A 14,172-nucleotide genomic window follows, 5' to 3' on the forward strand; every position below is an offset into this window, starting at 1 on the left:
CGGCCGAGCGCGGCGAGCAGCGGGCGGGGATCCGGGTGAGCCAGGTCCCCACCCTCACCCGCGTCCGTCGTGCCCGGACCACCGCCCGTTCACGCCCGGCCCACGGGCAGCAGCAGGCACCACGGCCGCGGCCACCCCAGCAGCCCGCCGACGGCCGCCGGGTCGCCCCGCCGGAGCAACGCCGGGTCGAACGCCCGCACCCGGCCGCAGCCGGGCTCGTAGACGCGCCACCGGCCGTCGTCGTCGGCGCCCAGGACCAGTACCCAGTGCCGCGGCAGCCACCGGGACCCGACCAGGAGCGGAACCGGGCCGACGGCGGCGGGCACCGCGGCGAGCGCGTCGCGGGTCGCCGGGCGGATCCGGAACGGTCCCGCGGCGGGTGCGTGCCGGCGCAGCCACGCCCGCATCCCCCACGGCGTCGTCCCCAGGGCGCGCGGCCAGAGCCGGTTGGCCTGGCGGTGCGCGGTCCGCTGGGCGGCGGCGAACCGGTCCGCCACCACACCGGGCCACCCCGAGCCGGCCAGCACCGCGGTCACCACCAGCACCGAGGGTCCGCACGTGACGCCGTCGACCTGGCGGCCGAGCAGGGTGCCGGGTGTGAGCTCGTCCATGCCGGACACCCTCCCCCGACGGCGGGCGGCGCGGCACCCCCGGGTGGGTCTGCGGGACCGCTACGCGGCGGCTACGGCTGCCTGCCGGCACGGCCCCGGCGGTGAGCTCGTGTGGTCACGGCCGGTCCGGGCGGGTCCGACCCGGTGTCGCACGGGTGGTCGGGCGGGTTCCCGGCCTAGGCTCGGCGACATGCCCGTTCTCACACCCGAGGTCGTCGAGTTCCTCAACCACGGCACCCGTACCGGAATGCTCGGCTGGACGGCGAAGGACGGGCGCCCGCTCGTCGCGCCGGTCTGGTTCCTCGTCGAGGACGACACGATCGTCTTCGACACCGGGGCGGACACCGCGAAGGGACGCGCGATCGTCCGCGATCCGCGGGTCGTGCTCACCGCCGACCTGCCCGCACCGCCGTACGCCTTCGTGCAGGTGCAGGGCGTCGCCGAGATCAGCACGGACCCCGACGAGCTCCTGCGCACCGCGACCGCGCTCGGAGGCCGCTACATGGGCGCCGACCGGGCCGAGGAGTTCGGCCGGCGCAACGGCGTGCCCGGCGAGCTCGTCGTCCGGATCCGCCCGACGAAGGTGGTCGCCCACCTCGACATGACGGCGTGATCGGTTGACCTGAAGTCCGGTTCATCGTCCACCGTCGCGGCGGGCGATGAGTTCGGCCGTCGGCGTCGGTCCATCATCCCGAGAGGACGGTGGACCATGACGCAGCTCGACCTCCGGCACGGCACGCAACGGGTCTTCGCGCACCTTCTGGTGAGCACCCTGGTGGTGTCGGTCGTGAACTTCACGGTGTGGTTCGCCGTGACGTTCTGGGTGTTCCTGGAGACGGGGTCGGTCGCGGCGACCGGCATCATCGCCGGGATCTTCCTGGTGGCGACGGCGCTGACCGGGATCCCGTTCGGCGGGGTCGTGGACCGGTTCGGCAAGCGCGCGGTCATGCAGGTGTCGGCGGCGGTGTCCGCCGTGGTCTACGCGCTGTGTCTGGCCCTGCTGCTGCTCGCCCCCGACGGGGCGTTCCGCGACCCCACGGGCCCGTTGCTGTGGACGCTGGTCGTCGCGCTGATGCTGGGTGTCATCGCCGGGAACCTGCGCACGATCGCGCTGCCGACGCTGGTCACCCTGCTCGTCCCGGCCGCGGTCCGGGACCGGGCGAACGGGCTGGTCGGGACCGCGACCGGGGTGAGCTTCCTGGTCACCTCGGTCGCGTCCGGGCTGCTCGTCGCGGTGGACGGGATGCGGTCGGTGCTCGTCGCCGCCCTCGTCGTTCTGGTCGTGTCGCTGGTGCACCTGTCACGGGTCCGGATCCCGGCCGTGCCCGCACCGGCCGGCCCGGCCGTTCCCGTGACCGTCGACGAGCGGGGCGGCCTCGACCTGCGCGGCACCGTCCGGCTCGTCGCGGGGGTGCCGGGGCTGCCCGCACTGATCGTGTTCTCCTGTGTGAACAACCTGCTCGGCGGGGCGTTCATGGCGCTGATGGACCCCTACGGCCTGTCGATGATGTCGGTGGCGGCCTGGGGGCTGCTGTGGGGCGTGCTGTCCGCCGGGGTGATCGTCGGCGGGCTCCTCGTCGCCCGGATCGGGCTGGGCAGCCGCCCGGTCCGGTCGTTGCTGCTGGTCAACGCCGTGCTCTGGGCCTCGACGATGCTGTTCCCGCTGCAGGCCTCGATCCTGCTGCTCACGCTCGGCATGGCGGTGTTCATGCTGCTCATGCCGTTCGCCGAGGCCGCCGAGCAGACCGTGCTGCAGCGGGTCGTGCCCTACGGGCGGCAGGGCCGGGTCTTCGGGTTCGCGCAGAGCGTGGAGCAGGCCGCGTCGCCGCTGACCGCGTTCCTGCTGGCCCCGTTCACCGAGCTGGTGGTGGTTCCCTACATGAGCGACGGCGGCGCCGGTGCGGCCGCGATCGGCTCCTGGTTCGGCACCGGCACCGCCCGCGCGATCGCCCTGGTGTTCGTGGTCTGCGGCGCCCTGGGCGTGGTGCTGACCCTCGCCGCCCTGGCGAGCCGCCCCTACCGTCGCCTGTCCGCCGCCTACGCGACCGCGCCCACCGGGCACGTCACCCCCGCCGCGGAGGCCGCCGTGGCCGTGACCACCACCCCCGTCCCCGGGCCGGCCGCCGCCGTCCGGCTCCCCGCGGAGCCGGACACCGCACCCCGGCGCTGACCCGGGCGTGGACACCCGGCCGTCCCCTGGATCCGCACCCCTGGTGGGCTCCCCCGCCCGTCGCGACAGGTGTGGGTGCCCGCCGGAGGGTGTGGGCGCGGCCGGAGGAGTTGTCGCACCCCGGCCGGGGTCGTCGCACCCGCCGCGGAGGGTGCGACGACCCCCGCAGGGGTGCGGCGGGCCACCGGTGACCGCCACGGGGGCTCCGGGCGCGGGGGCCGCGGACGCGGTCGTCAGGTCCGGCGCAGGGTGGTGGTCCAGAGGGAGGCGCCGGCCTGGTCGCGCAGGTGGACCTCCAGGGTCGTCCCGTCGGGGGCGACGTCGAGCTCGCCGAAGTGCTGGAAGCCCTCCAGCGGGCTCGCGCCCTGCCGGGACGGGCCGCGCACGAACTCCGCGCGCGGACCGAACGTCGGGTCGAGCTCGTTCGGACCGAAGGCACCGGCGTGCAGCGGGCCGGACACGAACTCCCAGAACGGGTCGAAGTCGGTGAACGCGGCGCGCTCCGGGGCGTAGTGGTGGGCGGCGGTGTAGTGCACGTCGGCGGTCACCCAGACGACGTTGCGGACCCTCCGTCGGCGAATCCCGGCGAGCACCCCGGCGATCTCGGACTCGCGCCCGCTCGGCGGCCCCGGCACCCCGTTGGCCACGGCCTCCCAGGCGGTGTCGCCGTCGGGCACCAGCACGCCGATCGGCATGTCCGAGGCGACGATCTTCCAGGTCGCCCGCGACGACGCGAGCGCGTCGACGAGCCAGCGGGCCTGGGCCTCCCCCAGGATCCGCTCGCCGCGGCCGGTGTTGGCGGAGTTCGGGCTGCGGTAGGTGCGCATGTCCAGCACGAACACCTCGACGTGCGGGCCGAACGGCACCCGCCGGTACACCCGTCCGTCGACGGCGGTGCGTGGGTCGACCGGCTGCCACTCGTGGAACGCGCGGAACCCGCGGGCCGCGAGCACGTCCACCCGCTTCTCGGTGTAGCGCTCCCCCACCTCACCGGTGAGGATCTCCCCCGGGTACCAGTTGTTGGTGACCTCGTGGTCGTCCCACTGCACGATCTGCCCGACCGAGGCGGCGAACCGGCGCAGGTTGTCGTCGCGCAGGTTGTAGGCGAACTGGCCGCGGAACTCGGTCAGGGTCTCGGCGACCTTCGCCTTCTCGGGCGTCATCTCGTTGCGCCACACCCGGCCGTCGGGGAGCGTGACGGTCTCGGTGAGCGGGCCGTCGGCGTAGACGGTGTCGCCGGAGTGCAGGAACAGGTCGGGGTCGCGGTCGGCCATCGCGGAGAAGATCCGCATGCCGCCGGTGGCGCGGTCGATGCCCCAACCCTGCCCGACGACGTCGCCGGACCACTGGATGCGCACCGGCTCGCCGCGCCCGGGGGCCGCCCGGAAGGAGCCGGTCAGCGGTGCGCTCGCGGGACCGCCGTCGAGCGGCTCGGCGACGACGCGGTAGTGCACCCGCCCCCGCGCCGCCGGGACCCGCAGCGTCCCGGTGAGGTCGGTGTCCGGGGTCAGCACCGGGCCGGGGACCCGCAGCGCCCGCCGGAAGTCCGGCGATTCCGCGACCTCCACGACCATCCGCGACGGCCGGTCGGCGCGTGTCCACACCAGTCCCGACCCCGGCCGGACGTCCCCGGCCTGCACCCCGTGGGTGAGGACGGGCCGCCCCGAGCGGACGAGTGCGGGCGCGGCGAGTGCGGTGCCGGGCAGGGCCAGTGCCGCGGCGCCGGCGAGACCGCCGGCGGCCGCGGTGCGGAACAGGGAGCGTCGGGAGAGAGCCACGTCCGCCGTTCTAACCCGGACGAGTGACCACGAACCGGACCGTACGGGTGAACGGCGGGCGAAGACTCAGCCGAACAGGGCGGGGATCTTCAGGACGAGCTCGTACAGCCCGTACGCGAACGGGACGCCGACCCACACCCAGGCCAGGACGGCCCCGATCCACTGCACCGGCCCCCAGGTCGACGACCCGCCGGTCTCGGCAACGCTGCTCACGCGGTCTCCTTCTGCTGTGTCGAGCCCGGCGCGGCCGCCGCAGCGGTGGGCTCGTGGAACTTCCCGTCGACCGGGCGGATCAGCTCGTTGCAGACGAACGCGATGACCAGCAACACGATCATGATGATGAACGCGGTCGTGTAGCGGGCCGGTCCCTCGACACCGGCGTCGATCCGCGCGTCGGCGATCGCGTTGACGATCAGCGGACCGAGGACGCCCGCGGTGGACCACGCCGTCAGCAGGCGTCCGTGGATCGCGCCGACCTGGTAGGTGCCGAACAGGTCTCGCAGGTACGCCGGGACGGTGGCGAACCCGGCGCCGTAGAACGACAGGATCAGCACCGCGGCGACGATGAACAGCGCCCGTGACTGGTTCGGGATCAGCGTGATCAGCAGGTACAGCAGCGCGCCGACGCCCAGGTAGATGCGGTACATGTTCTTGCGACCCAGCACGTCCGACAGCGACGACCAGGCGATGCGCCCGGCCGAGTTCGCCAGCGACAGGATCGCGACGAACCCGCCCGCCGCCGCGGCGAGGGTGGCCGTGGCCCCGTTCTCCGCGAAGAAGTCCTGGAAGATCGGTGAGGCCCGTTCCAGGATGCCGATGCCCGCGGTGACGTTGAAGCACAGCACGACCCACAGCAGCCAGAACTGGGGCGTGCGGATCGCGTTGTTCGCCGAGACGTTGCCGGTCGAGATCATCCCGCTCTTCTTGGCCGTCGACGGGTCCCAGCCCGGCGGGGTCCAGCCCTCGGCGGGCACCCGGATGAGGATCCAGCCGACCGACATGAAGACGAGGTAGATCAGGCCCATCGTGAGGAACGTGGACCCGATGCCGGCCGAGGTGGCCCCGTCACCGGACCCGCCGAACGCCGACAGCAGCGAGTTCGTGAGGGGGGTCGCGATGAGCGCGCCGCCTCCGAAACCCATGATCGCCAGGCCGGTGGACAGGCCCGGTCGGTCCGGGAACCACTTGATCAGTGTGGAGACCGGCGAGATGTAGCCGATGCCCAGGCCGATGCCGCCGACGAAGCCGTAGCCCAGCACGACCAGCCAGTACTGCTCGGCGTAGAGGCCGAGACCCGAGATCAGGAACCCGGCGACGAAACAGCTCGACGCGACGACCATCGCCCAGCGCGGGCCGTTGCTGTCGACCTTCGTGCCGAACAGCGCCGAGGACAGGCCCAGCATGATGATGCCGAGCGTGAAGGGCAGCGCCGTGGCGACGCCCGACAGGTCGAGCGCGTTCGCCAGCGGGGTCTTGAAGACGCTCCAGGCGTAGACCTGGCCGATCGCCAGGTGGATGGACAGCGCGGCCGGTGGGACGAGCCAACGGCTCCATCCGGGTGGAGCGACGATGCGCTCCCGCGTGAGAAATCCGGACATGTCGCCCTCCGTCGTAGTTGACGGAGCAACGCTAAGTAGTGCGGAAGGGTGCAGCAACCCGAGCGGGTCTCGAAACGACAACGCCGGTCCCACCTGCAGGTGGGACCGGCGTCGGGTCGGATCTCGCGACGGGCTCAGGCCGAGCGGTCGCGCCGCTCCCGGCGCTGCGGCTGGCGCGGGACGATCGTCGGGTTGACGTTGTCCTTCACCGTCTGTGCCGTCACCACGACCTTCGCCACGTCGTCGCGGCTGGGGATGTCGTACATGACCGGGAGGAGCACCTCCTCCATGATCGCCCGCAGGCCACGGGCGCCGGTGCCGCGCAGGATCGCCTGGTCGGCGACGGCGTCGAGGGCGTCCTCGGCGAACTCCAGCTCCACGCCGTCCATCTCGAACAGCTTGCGGTACTGCTTCACCAGGGCGTTCCGCGGCTCGGTCAGGATCTTGACCAGGGCGTCCTTGTCGAGCGAGGTCACCGAGGCGACGATCGGCAGCCGGCCGATGAACTCGGGGATCAGGCCGAACTTGATCAGGTCCTCGGGCAGGGTCTCGGCGAAGCGCTCCGCGGAGTCCAGGTCCTTCTTCGAGCGGATGTCGGCGCCGAATCCGATACCGGACTGGCCGACCCGCTCGCCGATGATCCGCTCCAGCCCGGCGAAGGCGCCGGCCACGATGAACAGGACGTTCGTCGTGTCGATCTGGATGAACTCCTGGTGCGGGTGCTTGCGGCCGCCCTGCGGCGGGACGCTCGCGGTGGTGCCCTCGAGGATCTTCAGCAGCGCCTGCTGCACACCCTCGCCGGACACGTCGCGGGTGATCGACGGGTTCTCCGACTTCCGCGCGATCTTGTCGACCTCGTCGATGTAGATGATGCCGGTCTCGGCGCGCTTCACGTCGTAGTCGGCGGCCTGGATGAGCTTGAGCAGGATGTTCTCGACGTCCTCGCCCACGTAGCCGGCCTCGGTGAGGGCGGTCGCGTCGGCGATGGCGAACGGGACGTTGAGCATCTTGGCCAGCGTCTGCGCCAGGTAGGTCTTGCCGCACCCGGTGGGGCCGAGCATCAGGATGTTCGACTTGGCGATCTCGATGCCGTCGGAGGCGTCGCCGCCCGCGGCACGGCTGCGCTCGCCCGCCTGGATGCGCTTGTAGTGGTTGTAGACCGCCACCGACAGCGTGCGCTTGGTGGTGGCCTGACCGACGACGTACTGGTCGAGGAACTCGTGGATCTCGGTGGGCTTGGGCAGCTCGTCGAGCTTGACCTCACCGGCCTCGGCCAGCTCCTCCTCGATGATCTCGTTGCAGAGATCGATGCACTCGTCGCAGATGTAGACGCCGGGGCCGGCGATGAGCTTCTTGACCTGCTTCTGGCTCTTCCCGCAGAACGAGCACTTGAGCAGGTCCCCGCCGTCGCCGATGCGTGCCATAGGTGTCGATCCCCAGTCCTGGTCCGGCGTTCTCGCGTCGCGCCCGTCGCCCCGTGCGGGTTGACGGTACCTGCCCGCGGCCCGCACGGGGACCGGAAGCGGTGTCCGGTTCCCCGGCGGGTCGCCGGGCGGTCACCGGCGGCCGGAACCGGCCGCCGGTGACCCGGGTGTCACTTGCCGCCGGCGGTACCGGACAGCTTGCGGCTCTGCACGATCTCGTCGACCAGGCCGTACTCCTTGGCCTCCTCGGCCGTCAGGATCTTGTCCCGGTCGATGTCCTCGCGCACCTGGTCCGCGGAACGGTTCGAGTGCCGCGCGATGACCTCCTCCATCCGCTTGCGGATGCGGGAGATCTCCGCCGCCTGGATCTCGAGGTCCGACACCTGGCCGTACACGCCCTGCGTGGCCGGCTGGTGGATCAGGATGCGGGCGTTCTCGACCGCCATGCGGCGGCCCGGGGTGCCCGCGCACAGCAGCACCGCCGCGGCCGACGCCGCCTGCCCGAGGCAGACGGTCTGGATGTCGGGACGGATGAACTGCATGGTGTCGTAGATCGCCATCAGGGACGTGAACGACCCGCCCGGCGAGTTGATGTACAGCGAGATCTCGCGGTCCGGGTCGAGCGACTCGAGCACCAGCAGCTGCGCCATGGTGTCGTTCGCCGAGGTGTCGTTGATCTGCTCACCGAGGAAGATGATGCGCTCCTCGAAGAGCTTGTTGTACGGGTTCGACTCCTTGACCCCGTAGCTGGTGCGCTCCACGTAGGACGGGAGCACGTACCGGGAGCGGGCCGGGTCCGGCGCCCAGCCGCCGGGGCCGCGCAGGTCGGTCATCGACTCCGGGTGGCGAGGGTCGAAGGTGCTCACTTGTCGCTCCCGTTCTGCTCGCCGATCCGCCCGGCGTGCGTCACGACGTGGTCGACGAAGCCGTAGTCCTTGGCCTCCGGCGCGGAGAACCAGCGGTCACGGTCGGAGTCCCGCTCGATGGTCTCCACCGACTGACCGGTGTGCTGGGCGATCAGCTCCGCCATCTCCCGCTTGGTGCGGCGGAACTGCTCGGCCTGGATGGTGATGTCGGCTTCGGTGCCACCGACGCCCGCGGACGGCTGGTGCATCATGATCCGTGCGTGCGGCAGCGCCGAGCGCTTGCCCGGGGTGCCCGCCGACAGCAGGAACTGCCCCATCGACGCGGCCATGCCCATCGCCGTGGTCGCCACGTCGCACGGGATCAGGTTCATCGTGTCGAAGATGGCCATGCCGTCGGTGACCGAGCCACCGGGCGAGTTGATGTAGAGCTCGATGTCCTTGTCCGGGTCCTCGGCCGCGAGCAGCAGCATCTGCGCCGCGATGCGGTTCGAGATCTCCGCGTCCACCTGCTGACCGAGCACGATGATGCGCTGCTGGAGCAGGCGGTCGTACACGGAGTCGGACAGCGACATCGCGCTGATGCCGGACCGCATCTGCGGCCCGGTGCCGCGGCCCGCGGACGGGCCGGTGTCCTGCTGGCTCACTTCACCCTGCTTTCCGAAGTCGGGCCCGCCCCCGTGGCGCGGACGCCGCGGGAGAGGGTCCCGGAGTCTTCCTCTGGATCGCTCTCGGTTCTCCGGTGTCGGGTCTTGCGAACCCGTTCACGGTCCGGTTGGGGACCGGTTCGGAGCCGACCCTACGCGGAGCGGATGCCCCGCGTAGGGAACGACGCCCGATGTTCGCCGACAGCGCACGACGAGTCGTGCGGGACCGCGCGACGACCGCCGATCAGGCCTTCGCGTCGGCCTTGTCGGAGGCCACGTCGGCGGTGGTGTCCGCGGCGTCGTCGGCGGTGTCGTCGGCACCGTCCACGTCGGTCGCGGGGATCTCCTCGACGGTGGTCTCGTCCTCGTCCGGCCCGAGCAGGTCGGACAGGTCGACGGCCTCGCCACCCGGCAGGGTGACGGTGGCGGCGCGCACCGCGGTGATCAGCGCCTTGGACCGGCGGACGTCCTGGTAGATCACGCCGAGCTGGCCGGCCTGCTGGATCTGCTGGACGAACTGCTCCGGGGCCATGCCGTACTGCTGCGCCTGGTAGACGATCCGCTCGGTGAGCTCCTGGTCCCCGACCGAGATCTCCTCGCGGTCGGCCAGGGTGTCGAGGACGAGGCGGTAGCGGACGGCCTTCTCGGCCTCCTCGCGCGTCTCGGTGTCGAACTGCTCGCGGGTCTTGTCCTGCGAGGAGAGGAACTCGCCGAACTTGTCCTCGTCGTGGTCGAAGGCGTGCACCGCGTCGTGGGTGCGGGTCTCGACCTCGGCGGCGACGACCGACTCCGGCAGCGGCACCTCGGTGTCCTCGACGAGCTTGTCCAGGAGGCGGTCACGGGCCTGCGCGGCCTGCTCCATCCGCTTGGACCGGCCCAGACGCTCACGCAGGTTCTCGGTCAGCTCGTCGAGCGTGTCGAACTCCGAGGCCAGCTGGGCGAACTCGTCGTCGGCGTCGGGGAGGTGACGCTCCTTCACGGTGGTCACCTTGACGGTGATCTCCGCGTCGGAGTCGGCGTGCTCACCGGCGACCAGCTTCGAGGTGAAGGTCTTCTCCTCGCCGGCCGACATGCCCTCGAGGGCCTCGTCGATGCCGTCGATGAGACCGCCCTGGCCGACCTCGTAGGAGAAGCCGGTGGTGGTGGCCTCCTCGATCTCCGTGCCGTCGACGGCGGCGGAGAGGTCGATCTGGACGTAGTCACCGGTCTGCGCGGGACGCTCGACACCGGCCAGGGTGCCGAACCGGGCGCGCAGCTGGTCGAGCTGCTCGATGACCTCGTCCTCGGTCACCTCGGTCTCGTCGACCTCGACGGTCAGGCCGTCCAGGTCGGGGAGGGTGATCTCGGGGCGGATGTCGACCTCGGCGGTGAACGCGATGCGCTCGCCGTCGGCGATCTCGGTGACCTCGATGTCGGGCCGGCCGATCGGCTTGACGTCCTCGGACGTCACCACGGCCTCCTGGTACTTCACCGGGATCGCGGCGTTCACGACCTCGTCCAGGACGGGGCCACGGCCGATCCGGGCCTCCAGGATGCGGGCCGGCGCCTTGCCCGGGCGGAAGCCGGGGATGCGGACCTGCTGGGCGATCTTCTTGTACGCGCGGTCGAAGTCGGGCTTGAGCTCGTCGAACGGCACCTCGACGTTGATCCGGACGCGCGTCGGGCTGAGGTGCTCGACGGTGCTCTTCACGGTGGAACTCCTTGGGCGGTACGAGTGCTGCAACGGGCCGCGGCTCGCGCGGCCCCCGGTCGGTGGCCCCGCCCGCCGGCGCCGGACGATCCCGGCTCTGCGCCGGGCGTCCCGTGCCACCGGCCGCCGGGTACGTGGGACGCGCCCGGTGACGGCGGGGCTCGCGCGAGTCTAGGCGAGCCCGGTCACCGTGCGACGGCCCGGGCGCGGGTCAGGGTGCGACGGCCCCGCCCGCACCGACGTCGGCGACGGTCACGTCGACGGCCAGGGTGTCGTCACCGAGGACGGCACGGACCCGGTCGGCGACCTCGTCGGCGACCACGGCGAACGGCCTGCCCAGCCGGAGGACGACGGCGATCTCCACCGGGTCGGCCAGCCGCACACCCTGGACCCGGTGCCCGGGCAGGTACGACGCGATCGAGCCGAACGGGCCGCCGTCGAGACGCAGCACCGACGGGTGGGCGAGCACGGCGTCCGCGACGGCCTGCGGGCCGGGTCCTGCGGCGGGGTCGGTCACGGGTCGGACCCTAGCCACACACGACGGCGGCGGCACCCCGCCGTGGGGTGCCGCCGCCGTCGTCGTGCGCGGGTCAGCTCTTGAAGGTGTCCTTGAGCTTCTCGCCGGCCTGCTTCAGGTTGCCGGTGGCCTGGTCCGCCTTGCCCTCGGCCTGCAGGTCCTTGTCGTCGGTGGCCTTGCCGGTGGCCTCCTTGGCCTTGCCACCCAGCTCCTCGGCCTTGTTGCTGATCTTGTCTCCGAGACCCATGGGGCTCACCTGCTTCCTGATCGCGTGTCCGGCGGGCGGGGGTGCGAGCCGGTCGCTACCGTCGCTGACGGGGTGGACTACCCCCACCCTCCACTTCCCACACCCCGACGGGGCGTCCATGGCGAACGCACAGGTCAGCGGCCCACCGGCCGCCGGTCCACCGGGCCCCGGCGTGCCGTCGGCACGGCCGGTGCGGGTGCCGTCGAGGGCCGCGCTGGACGAGACCACGCTGGTCGTCCGGGCCCAGGACGGCGACGTCGGCGCCTTCGAGGAGCTGGCCCGCCGCCACCAGAACGCCCTGTTCCGGGTCGCGGTCCGGGTGCTCGGCGACGCCACCGACGCCGAGGACGCCCTGCAGGAGGCGCTCATCGACGCCTGGCGGCGGATCGACAGCTTCCGCGGCGAGGCGGCCTTCTCCACGTGGATGTACCGCATCGTCACCCACCGCTGCACCGCGCTGGTCCGGCGGCGGCGACGGACCGACCCGCTCCCGACCGACGACGGGCCGGGCGCCCCGGCCGACGACCGCTCCCCCACCCCGGAGCGGGCGGCCGAGGTCGACGCGGAGATGGCGGCCCTGTCGCGGGCCGTCGCGTCGCTGCCGGAGGACCAGCGCACGGCCTGGGTGCTGCGGGAGCTGGAGGGGCTGGGCTACAGCGAGATCTCGCAGATCACCGGGGCGGGTGAGACCGCCGTCCGCGGCCGGATCCACCGGGCACGCGGGGCACTGGCGGAGAGGATGCGGGCATGGCGGTAGAGAGGAGCGGGGCGGAGCGCGTCGAGCCACTGGCCTGCGGCCGGGACGCCGCCGACGTCTGGGACCACGCGGAGGCGGGTGTGCTCGACGAGCACGAGCTGACCTGTCCGCACTGCGTGCGCGCGCACGCGGACCACGACCGGCTCGGCGGGCTGGTGGCGCGGATGGCGGCCGAGCCGCTGCGGCCGCCGCCGTCGGTGCTGGAGCAGGTGATGGGCGCGGTCGTCGCGGACCTGCGCCCGCACGAGCTGCTCGCCCTAGGGCCGGACGCCTGGCTGGGCAGGCCGACCGCGGAGGCGGCGCTGCGGCACGTCGTGGACACGATGGACGGGCTGCGGGCCCGCCGGTGCCGGATCGAGCAGCTGCGCACCCCGGACGGTTCCGGGGACGGCCCGGCCGCGGTGTGGGTGCGGGTGACCGTCGCGGCCCGGTTCGGGGTCGACCTCGCCTCGGTCACCGCGCGCGTCCGGCAGATGATGATCTCGGCAGGGGACCGCACGCTCGGCGTGCCGATCGCCGGGGTCGACATCCTGGTCGAGGACCTGTGGGAGGAACCGGCATGAGCGGGCGCACGACGGTCACCGTCTCCGACCTGGCCGTCGCACGGGTGGCGGCGCGGCGGGTCCGGCGGGTGCCGGGGGTGGCGGCGCTGATGGGCGACGTCACGCAGACCCTGCTGGGGCTGGCCGCGGACTGGCTGCCCCGCGATCCGGTCCCCGAGGAGCTGCGGGTGCAGGGCCTGGTCGCGTCGGTGCACGGGCACGAGGCCGAGATCCGGGTGACGGTCGGGGTGCGGTTCGGCACGAACTGCGCCGAGCTGGCCGAGCGGGTGCGCCGGGAGGTGACCGAGGAGGTCGCGACGGTGTGCGGCCTCGACGCCCGGGTGCGGGTGACCGTCGCCGACATCGCGCTGCCGGCCTGAGCCGCGGCCCCTTCTCTCCGCGCGCGGAGAGCGGGTCAGGCCCGGCCGGCGAGCACGCAGTCGCCGCAGGTCCCGCCGCCGGGGGCGCGGACGTAGAGGCAGCAGGAGCGGCGCCGGAACGCCCACTCGGTGTCCGGGTCGGTGTCGTCGAGGCGGAGCAGCCGGCCGGTGGCACCCGACGGCAGCGGCCCGCGCAGCACCGGGTGGTCGGCGAGCGCGTCGAGCAGGGCCAGACAGCGGCGCCGGTCCGGGCGTCGCACGGTCTCCATGACCCGTGCCGCCCCGCCGATCGAGGACACGACGTTGCCGCGCAGCACCCGCGGCGACACCACGGCCCGGGCCGCGACGGCGGCGTACAGCGGATCGAGGTGGGTGGCGGCGAGCTCGCGGGCGAGCAGGTCCGCGGCGCCGGCCGGGTCGTCGGCCACGTCCGGGGTGGCGACGCCGGTGGACCCGGCGGGCAGGCTCGGCGCCCACGGGTCGTCGGCGCCGGGGTCGCGGCGCAGCTCCCCGAGCGACGGGAGCACACCGTGCAGGGCCACGGCCGCGAAGGGCATCGACACGATCCGCGCCGCGAGCCCCATCACCGCCACCGAGGCACCGATCCGCCGGTCCCCGCCGAGCGCGGTGGTGACCTCGTCGATCCGCCGGCCGAGCGGGTCCGGGCCGCCGGGGACCGGCGCGGCGTGGAGGTCGTCCCACCGGACGGTCCCGGAGGCGGCGGGGGTCGCCACCGCGAACCAGGGACCGATGGTCGCGACGTCGGCGAGGACCTCCGCCACCCGGCCGTCGGTCACCCGCCCGGGTGAACCAGGCAGCCGCCCGGGTGTGGCGACGCGGATCGGGGGCACGTTCACGGGGGAGCAGTCTGCCCGACCCGGAGACGCGTTGCGTAACGGTCCGGACGCCCCCGGCGATCCCATGCAGTAGAAGGCCGGTCCCGACGGA

At 73.0% G+C, this 14,172-nt stretch carries 16 protein-coding genes; 5 read left to right on the top strand and 11 right to left on the bottom strand.

Annotated elements, in window-relative coordinates:
• Nucleotides 1-89 precede the first annotated feature (89 nt).
• A complete protein-coding gene (locus KPF22_RS21620) occupies nucleotides 90-611 on the bottom strand; it encodes a hypothetical protein (RefSeq protein WP_208819407.1) in 522 nt (173 codons plus the stop codon).
• 190 nt (nucleotides 612-801) lie between these two features.
• Here KPF22_RS21620 and KPF22_RS21625 point away from each other — a divergent pair, with 190 nt between their 5' ends.
• Together KPF22_RS21625 and KPF22_RS21630 are read left to right on the top strand one after the other, a co-directional pair.
• Nucleotides 802-1,224: a PPOX class F420-dependent oxidoreductase gene (locus tag KPF22_RS21625; RefSeq protein ID WP_224403138.1), complete on the top strand. Its 423-nt coding sequence runs from the start codon at nucleotides 802-804 to the stop codon at nucleotides 1,222-1,224.
• Nucleotides 1,225-1,320: 96 nt separating this feature from the next.
• Nucleotides 1,321-2,781 (top strand): MFS transporter, encoded by a 1,461-nt coding sequence (locus KPF22_RS21630; RefSeq protein ID WP_224403139.1) that lies wholly within the window; start codon nucleotides 1,321-1,323, stop codon nucleotides 2,779-2,781.
• Between the two features lie 233 nt (nucleotides 2,782-3,014).
• On the opposite strand, the gene KPF22_RS21635 is transcribed toward KPF22_RS21630, so the two are convergent.
• From KPF22_RS21635 to KPF22_RS21675, 9 genes are all read right to left on the bottom strand, one after another.
• Nucleotides 3,015-4,559, bottom strand: coding sequence for an alkaline phosphatase (locus KPF22_RS21635; protein WP_224403140.1), 1,545 nt, complete (start codon nucleotides 4,557-4,559; stop codon nucleotides 3,015-3,017).
• A 66-nt stretch (nucleotides 4,560-4,625) separates the two neighbouring features.
• Nucleotides 4,626-4,772 carry a hypothetical protein gene (locus tag KPF22_RS21640; protein WP_157818505.1) on the bottom strand — a complete coding sequence of 49 codons (147 nt, stop codon included), beginning with the start codon at nucleotides 4,770-4,772 and terminating at the stop codon, nucleotides 4,626-4,628.
• Nucleotides 4,769-6,157, bottom strand: coding sequence for an OFA family MFS transporter (locus tag KPF22_RS21645; RefSeq protein ID WP_224403141.1), 1,389 nt, complete (start codon nucleotides 6,155-6,157; stop codon nucleotides 4,769-4,771). The genes KPF22_RS21640 and KPF22_RS21645 overlap by 4 nt, the downstream gene beginning before the upstream one ends.
• Before the next feature lie 134 nt (nucleotides 6,158-6,291).
• The gene (gene clpX, locus KPF22_RS21650; RefSeq protein WP_020625701.1) at nucleotides 6,292-7,581 is read right to left on the bottom strand and encodes an ATP-dependent Clp protease ATP-binding subunit ClpX; all 1,290 of its coding nucleotides are present in this window, start codon (nucleotides 7,579-7,581) and stop codon (nucleotides 6,292-6,294) included.
• 170 nt (nucleotides 7,582-7,751) lie between these two features.
• Nucleotides 7,752-8,414, bottom strand: coding sequence for an ATP-dependent Clp protease proteolytic subunit (locus KPF22_RS21655; RefSeq protein ID WP_062404399.1), 663 nt, complete (start codon nucleotides 8,412-8,414; stop codon nucleotides 7,752-7,754).
• A 29-nt stretch (nucleotides 8,415-8,443) separates the two neighbouring features.
• Nucleotides 8,444-9,040 (bottom strand): ATP-dependent Clp protease proteolytic subunit, encoded by a 597-nt coding sequence (locus tag KPF22_RS21660; RefSeq protein WP_062404398.1) that lies wholly within the window; start codon nucleotides 9,038-9,040, stop codon nucleotides 8,444-8,446.
• A gap of 295 nt (nucleotides 9,041-9,335) precedes the next feature.
• A complete protein-coding gene (gene tig / locus KPF22_RS21665) occupies nucleotides 9,336-10,781 on the bottom strand; it encodes a trigger factor (RefSeq protein WP_224403142.1) in 1,446 nt (481 codons plus the stop codon).
• Between the two features lie 211 nt (nucleotides 10,782-10,992).
• Nucleotides 10,993-11,298, bottom strand: a complete 306-nt coding sequence (locus KPF22_RS21670; RefSeq protein ID WP_224403143.1) for a hypothetical protein — start codon at nucleotides 11,296-11,298, stop codon at nucleotides 10,993-10,995.
• 73 nt (nucleotides 11,299-11,371) lie between these two features.
• Nucleotides 11,372-11,545 (bottom strand): CsbD family protein, encoded by a 174-nt coding sequence (locus tag KPF22_RS21675; protein ID WP_062401261.1) that lies wholly within the window; start codon nucleotides 11,543-11,545, stop codon nucleotides 11,372-11,374.
• Between the two features lie 118 nt (nucleotides 11,546-11,663).
• On the opposite strand from KPF22_RS21675, the gene KPF22_RS21680 reads away from it, so the two are divergent.
• The 3 genes from KPF22_RS21680 to KPF22_RS21690 are packed head-to-tail and all read left to right on the top strand — an operon-like array spanning nucleotide 11,664 to nucleotide 13,224.
• Entirely contained in the window at nucleotides 11,664-12,302 is a 639-nt protein-coding gene (locus KPF22_RS21680) for an RNA polymerase sigma factor (protein ID WP_208819421.1), read from the top strand.
• Nucleotides 12,293-12,865: an Asp23/Gls24 family envelope stress response protein gene (locus KPF22_RS21685; protein WP_208819423.1), complete on the top strand. Its 573-nt coding sequence runs from the start codon at nucleotides 12,293-12,295 to the stop codon at nucleotides 12,863-12,865. The genes KPF22_RS21680 and KPF22_RS21685 overlap by 10 nt, the downstream gene beginning before the upstream one ends.
• Nucleotides 12,862-13,224, top strand: a complete 363-nt coding sequence (locus KPF22_RS21690; RefSeq protein WP_062401256.1) for an Asp23/Gls24 family envelope stress response protein — start codon at nucleotides 12,862-12,864, stop codon at nucleotides 13,222-13,224. The genes KPF22_RS21685 and KPF22_RS21690 overlap by 4 nt, the downstream gene beginning before the upstream one ends.
• A gap of 35 nt (nucleotides 13,225-13,259) precedes the next feature.
• On the opposite strand, the gene KPF22_RS21695 is transcribed toward KPF22_RS21690, so the two are convergent.
• Complete coding sequence (locus tag KPF22_RS21695; protein WP_208819425.1) at nucleotides 13,260-14,081, bottom strand: (2Fe-2S)-binding protein; 822 nt, start codon at nucleotides 14,079-14,081, stop codon at nucleotides 13,260-13,262.
• Nucleotides 14,082-14,172: the final 91 nt, after the last annotated feature.

Source organism: Pseudonocardia sp. ICBG1034, assembly GCF_020131375.1.
In the GTDB taxonomy this organism is placed as follows: domain Bacteria; phylum Actinomycetota; class Actinomycetes; order Mycobacteriales; family Pseudonocardiaceae; genus Pseudonocardia; species Pseudonocardia alni.

Excerpts from the sequence above, each read along its gene's own strand:
- KPF22_RS21620 (WP_208819407.1), bottom strand. The coding sequence starts at position 611 with ATGGACGAGCTCACACCCGGCACCCTGCTCGGCCGCCAGGTCGACGGC.
- KPF22_RS21625 (WP_224403138.1), top strand. The coding sequence starts at position 802 with ATGCCCGTTCTCACACCCGAGGTCGTCGAGTTCCTCAACCACGGCACC.
- KPF22_RS21630 (WP_224403139.1), top strand. The coding sequence starts at position 1,321 with ATGACGCAGCTCGACCTCCGGCACGGCACGCAACGGGTCTTCGCGCAC.
- KPF22_RS21645 (WP_224403141.1), bottom strand. The coding sequence starts at position 6,157 with ATGTCCGGATTTCTCACGCGGGAGCGCATCGTCGCTCCACCCGGATGG.
- clpX (WP_020625701.1), bottom strand. The coding sequence starts at position 7,581 with ATGGCACGCATCGGCGACGGCGGGGACCTGCTCAAGTGCTCGTTCTGC.
- KPF22_RS21655 (WP_062404399.1), bottom strand. The coding sequence starts at position 8,414 with ATGACCGACCTGCGCGGCCCCGGCGGCTGGGCGCCGGACCCGGCCCGC.
- KPF22_RS21660 (WP_062404398.1), bottom strand. The coding sequence starts at position 9,040 with ATGCGGTCCGGCATCAGCGCGATGTCGCTGTCCGACTCCGTGTACGAC.
- KPF22_RS21675 (WP_062401261.1), bottom strand. The coding sequence starts at position 11,545 with ATGGGTCTCGGAGACAAGATCAGCAACAAGGCCGAGGAGCTGGGTGGC.
- KPF22_RS21680 (WP_208819421.1), top strand. The coding sequence starts at position 11,664 with ATGGCGAACGCACAGGTCAGCGGCCCACCGGCCGCCGGTCCACCGGGC.
- KPF22_RS21685 (WP_208819423.1), top strand. The coding sequence starts at position 12,293 with ATGGCGGTAGAGAGGAGCGGGGCGGAGCGCGTCGAGCCACTGGCCTGC.
- KPF22_RS21690 (WP_062401256.1), top strand. The coding sequence starts at position 12,862 with ATGAGCGGGCGCACGACGGTCACCGTCTCCGACCTGGCCGTCGCACGG.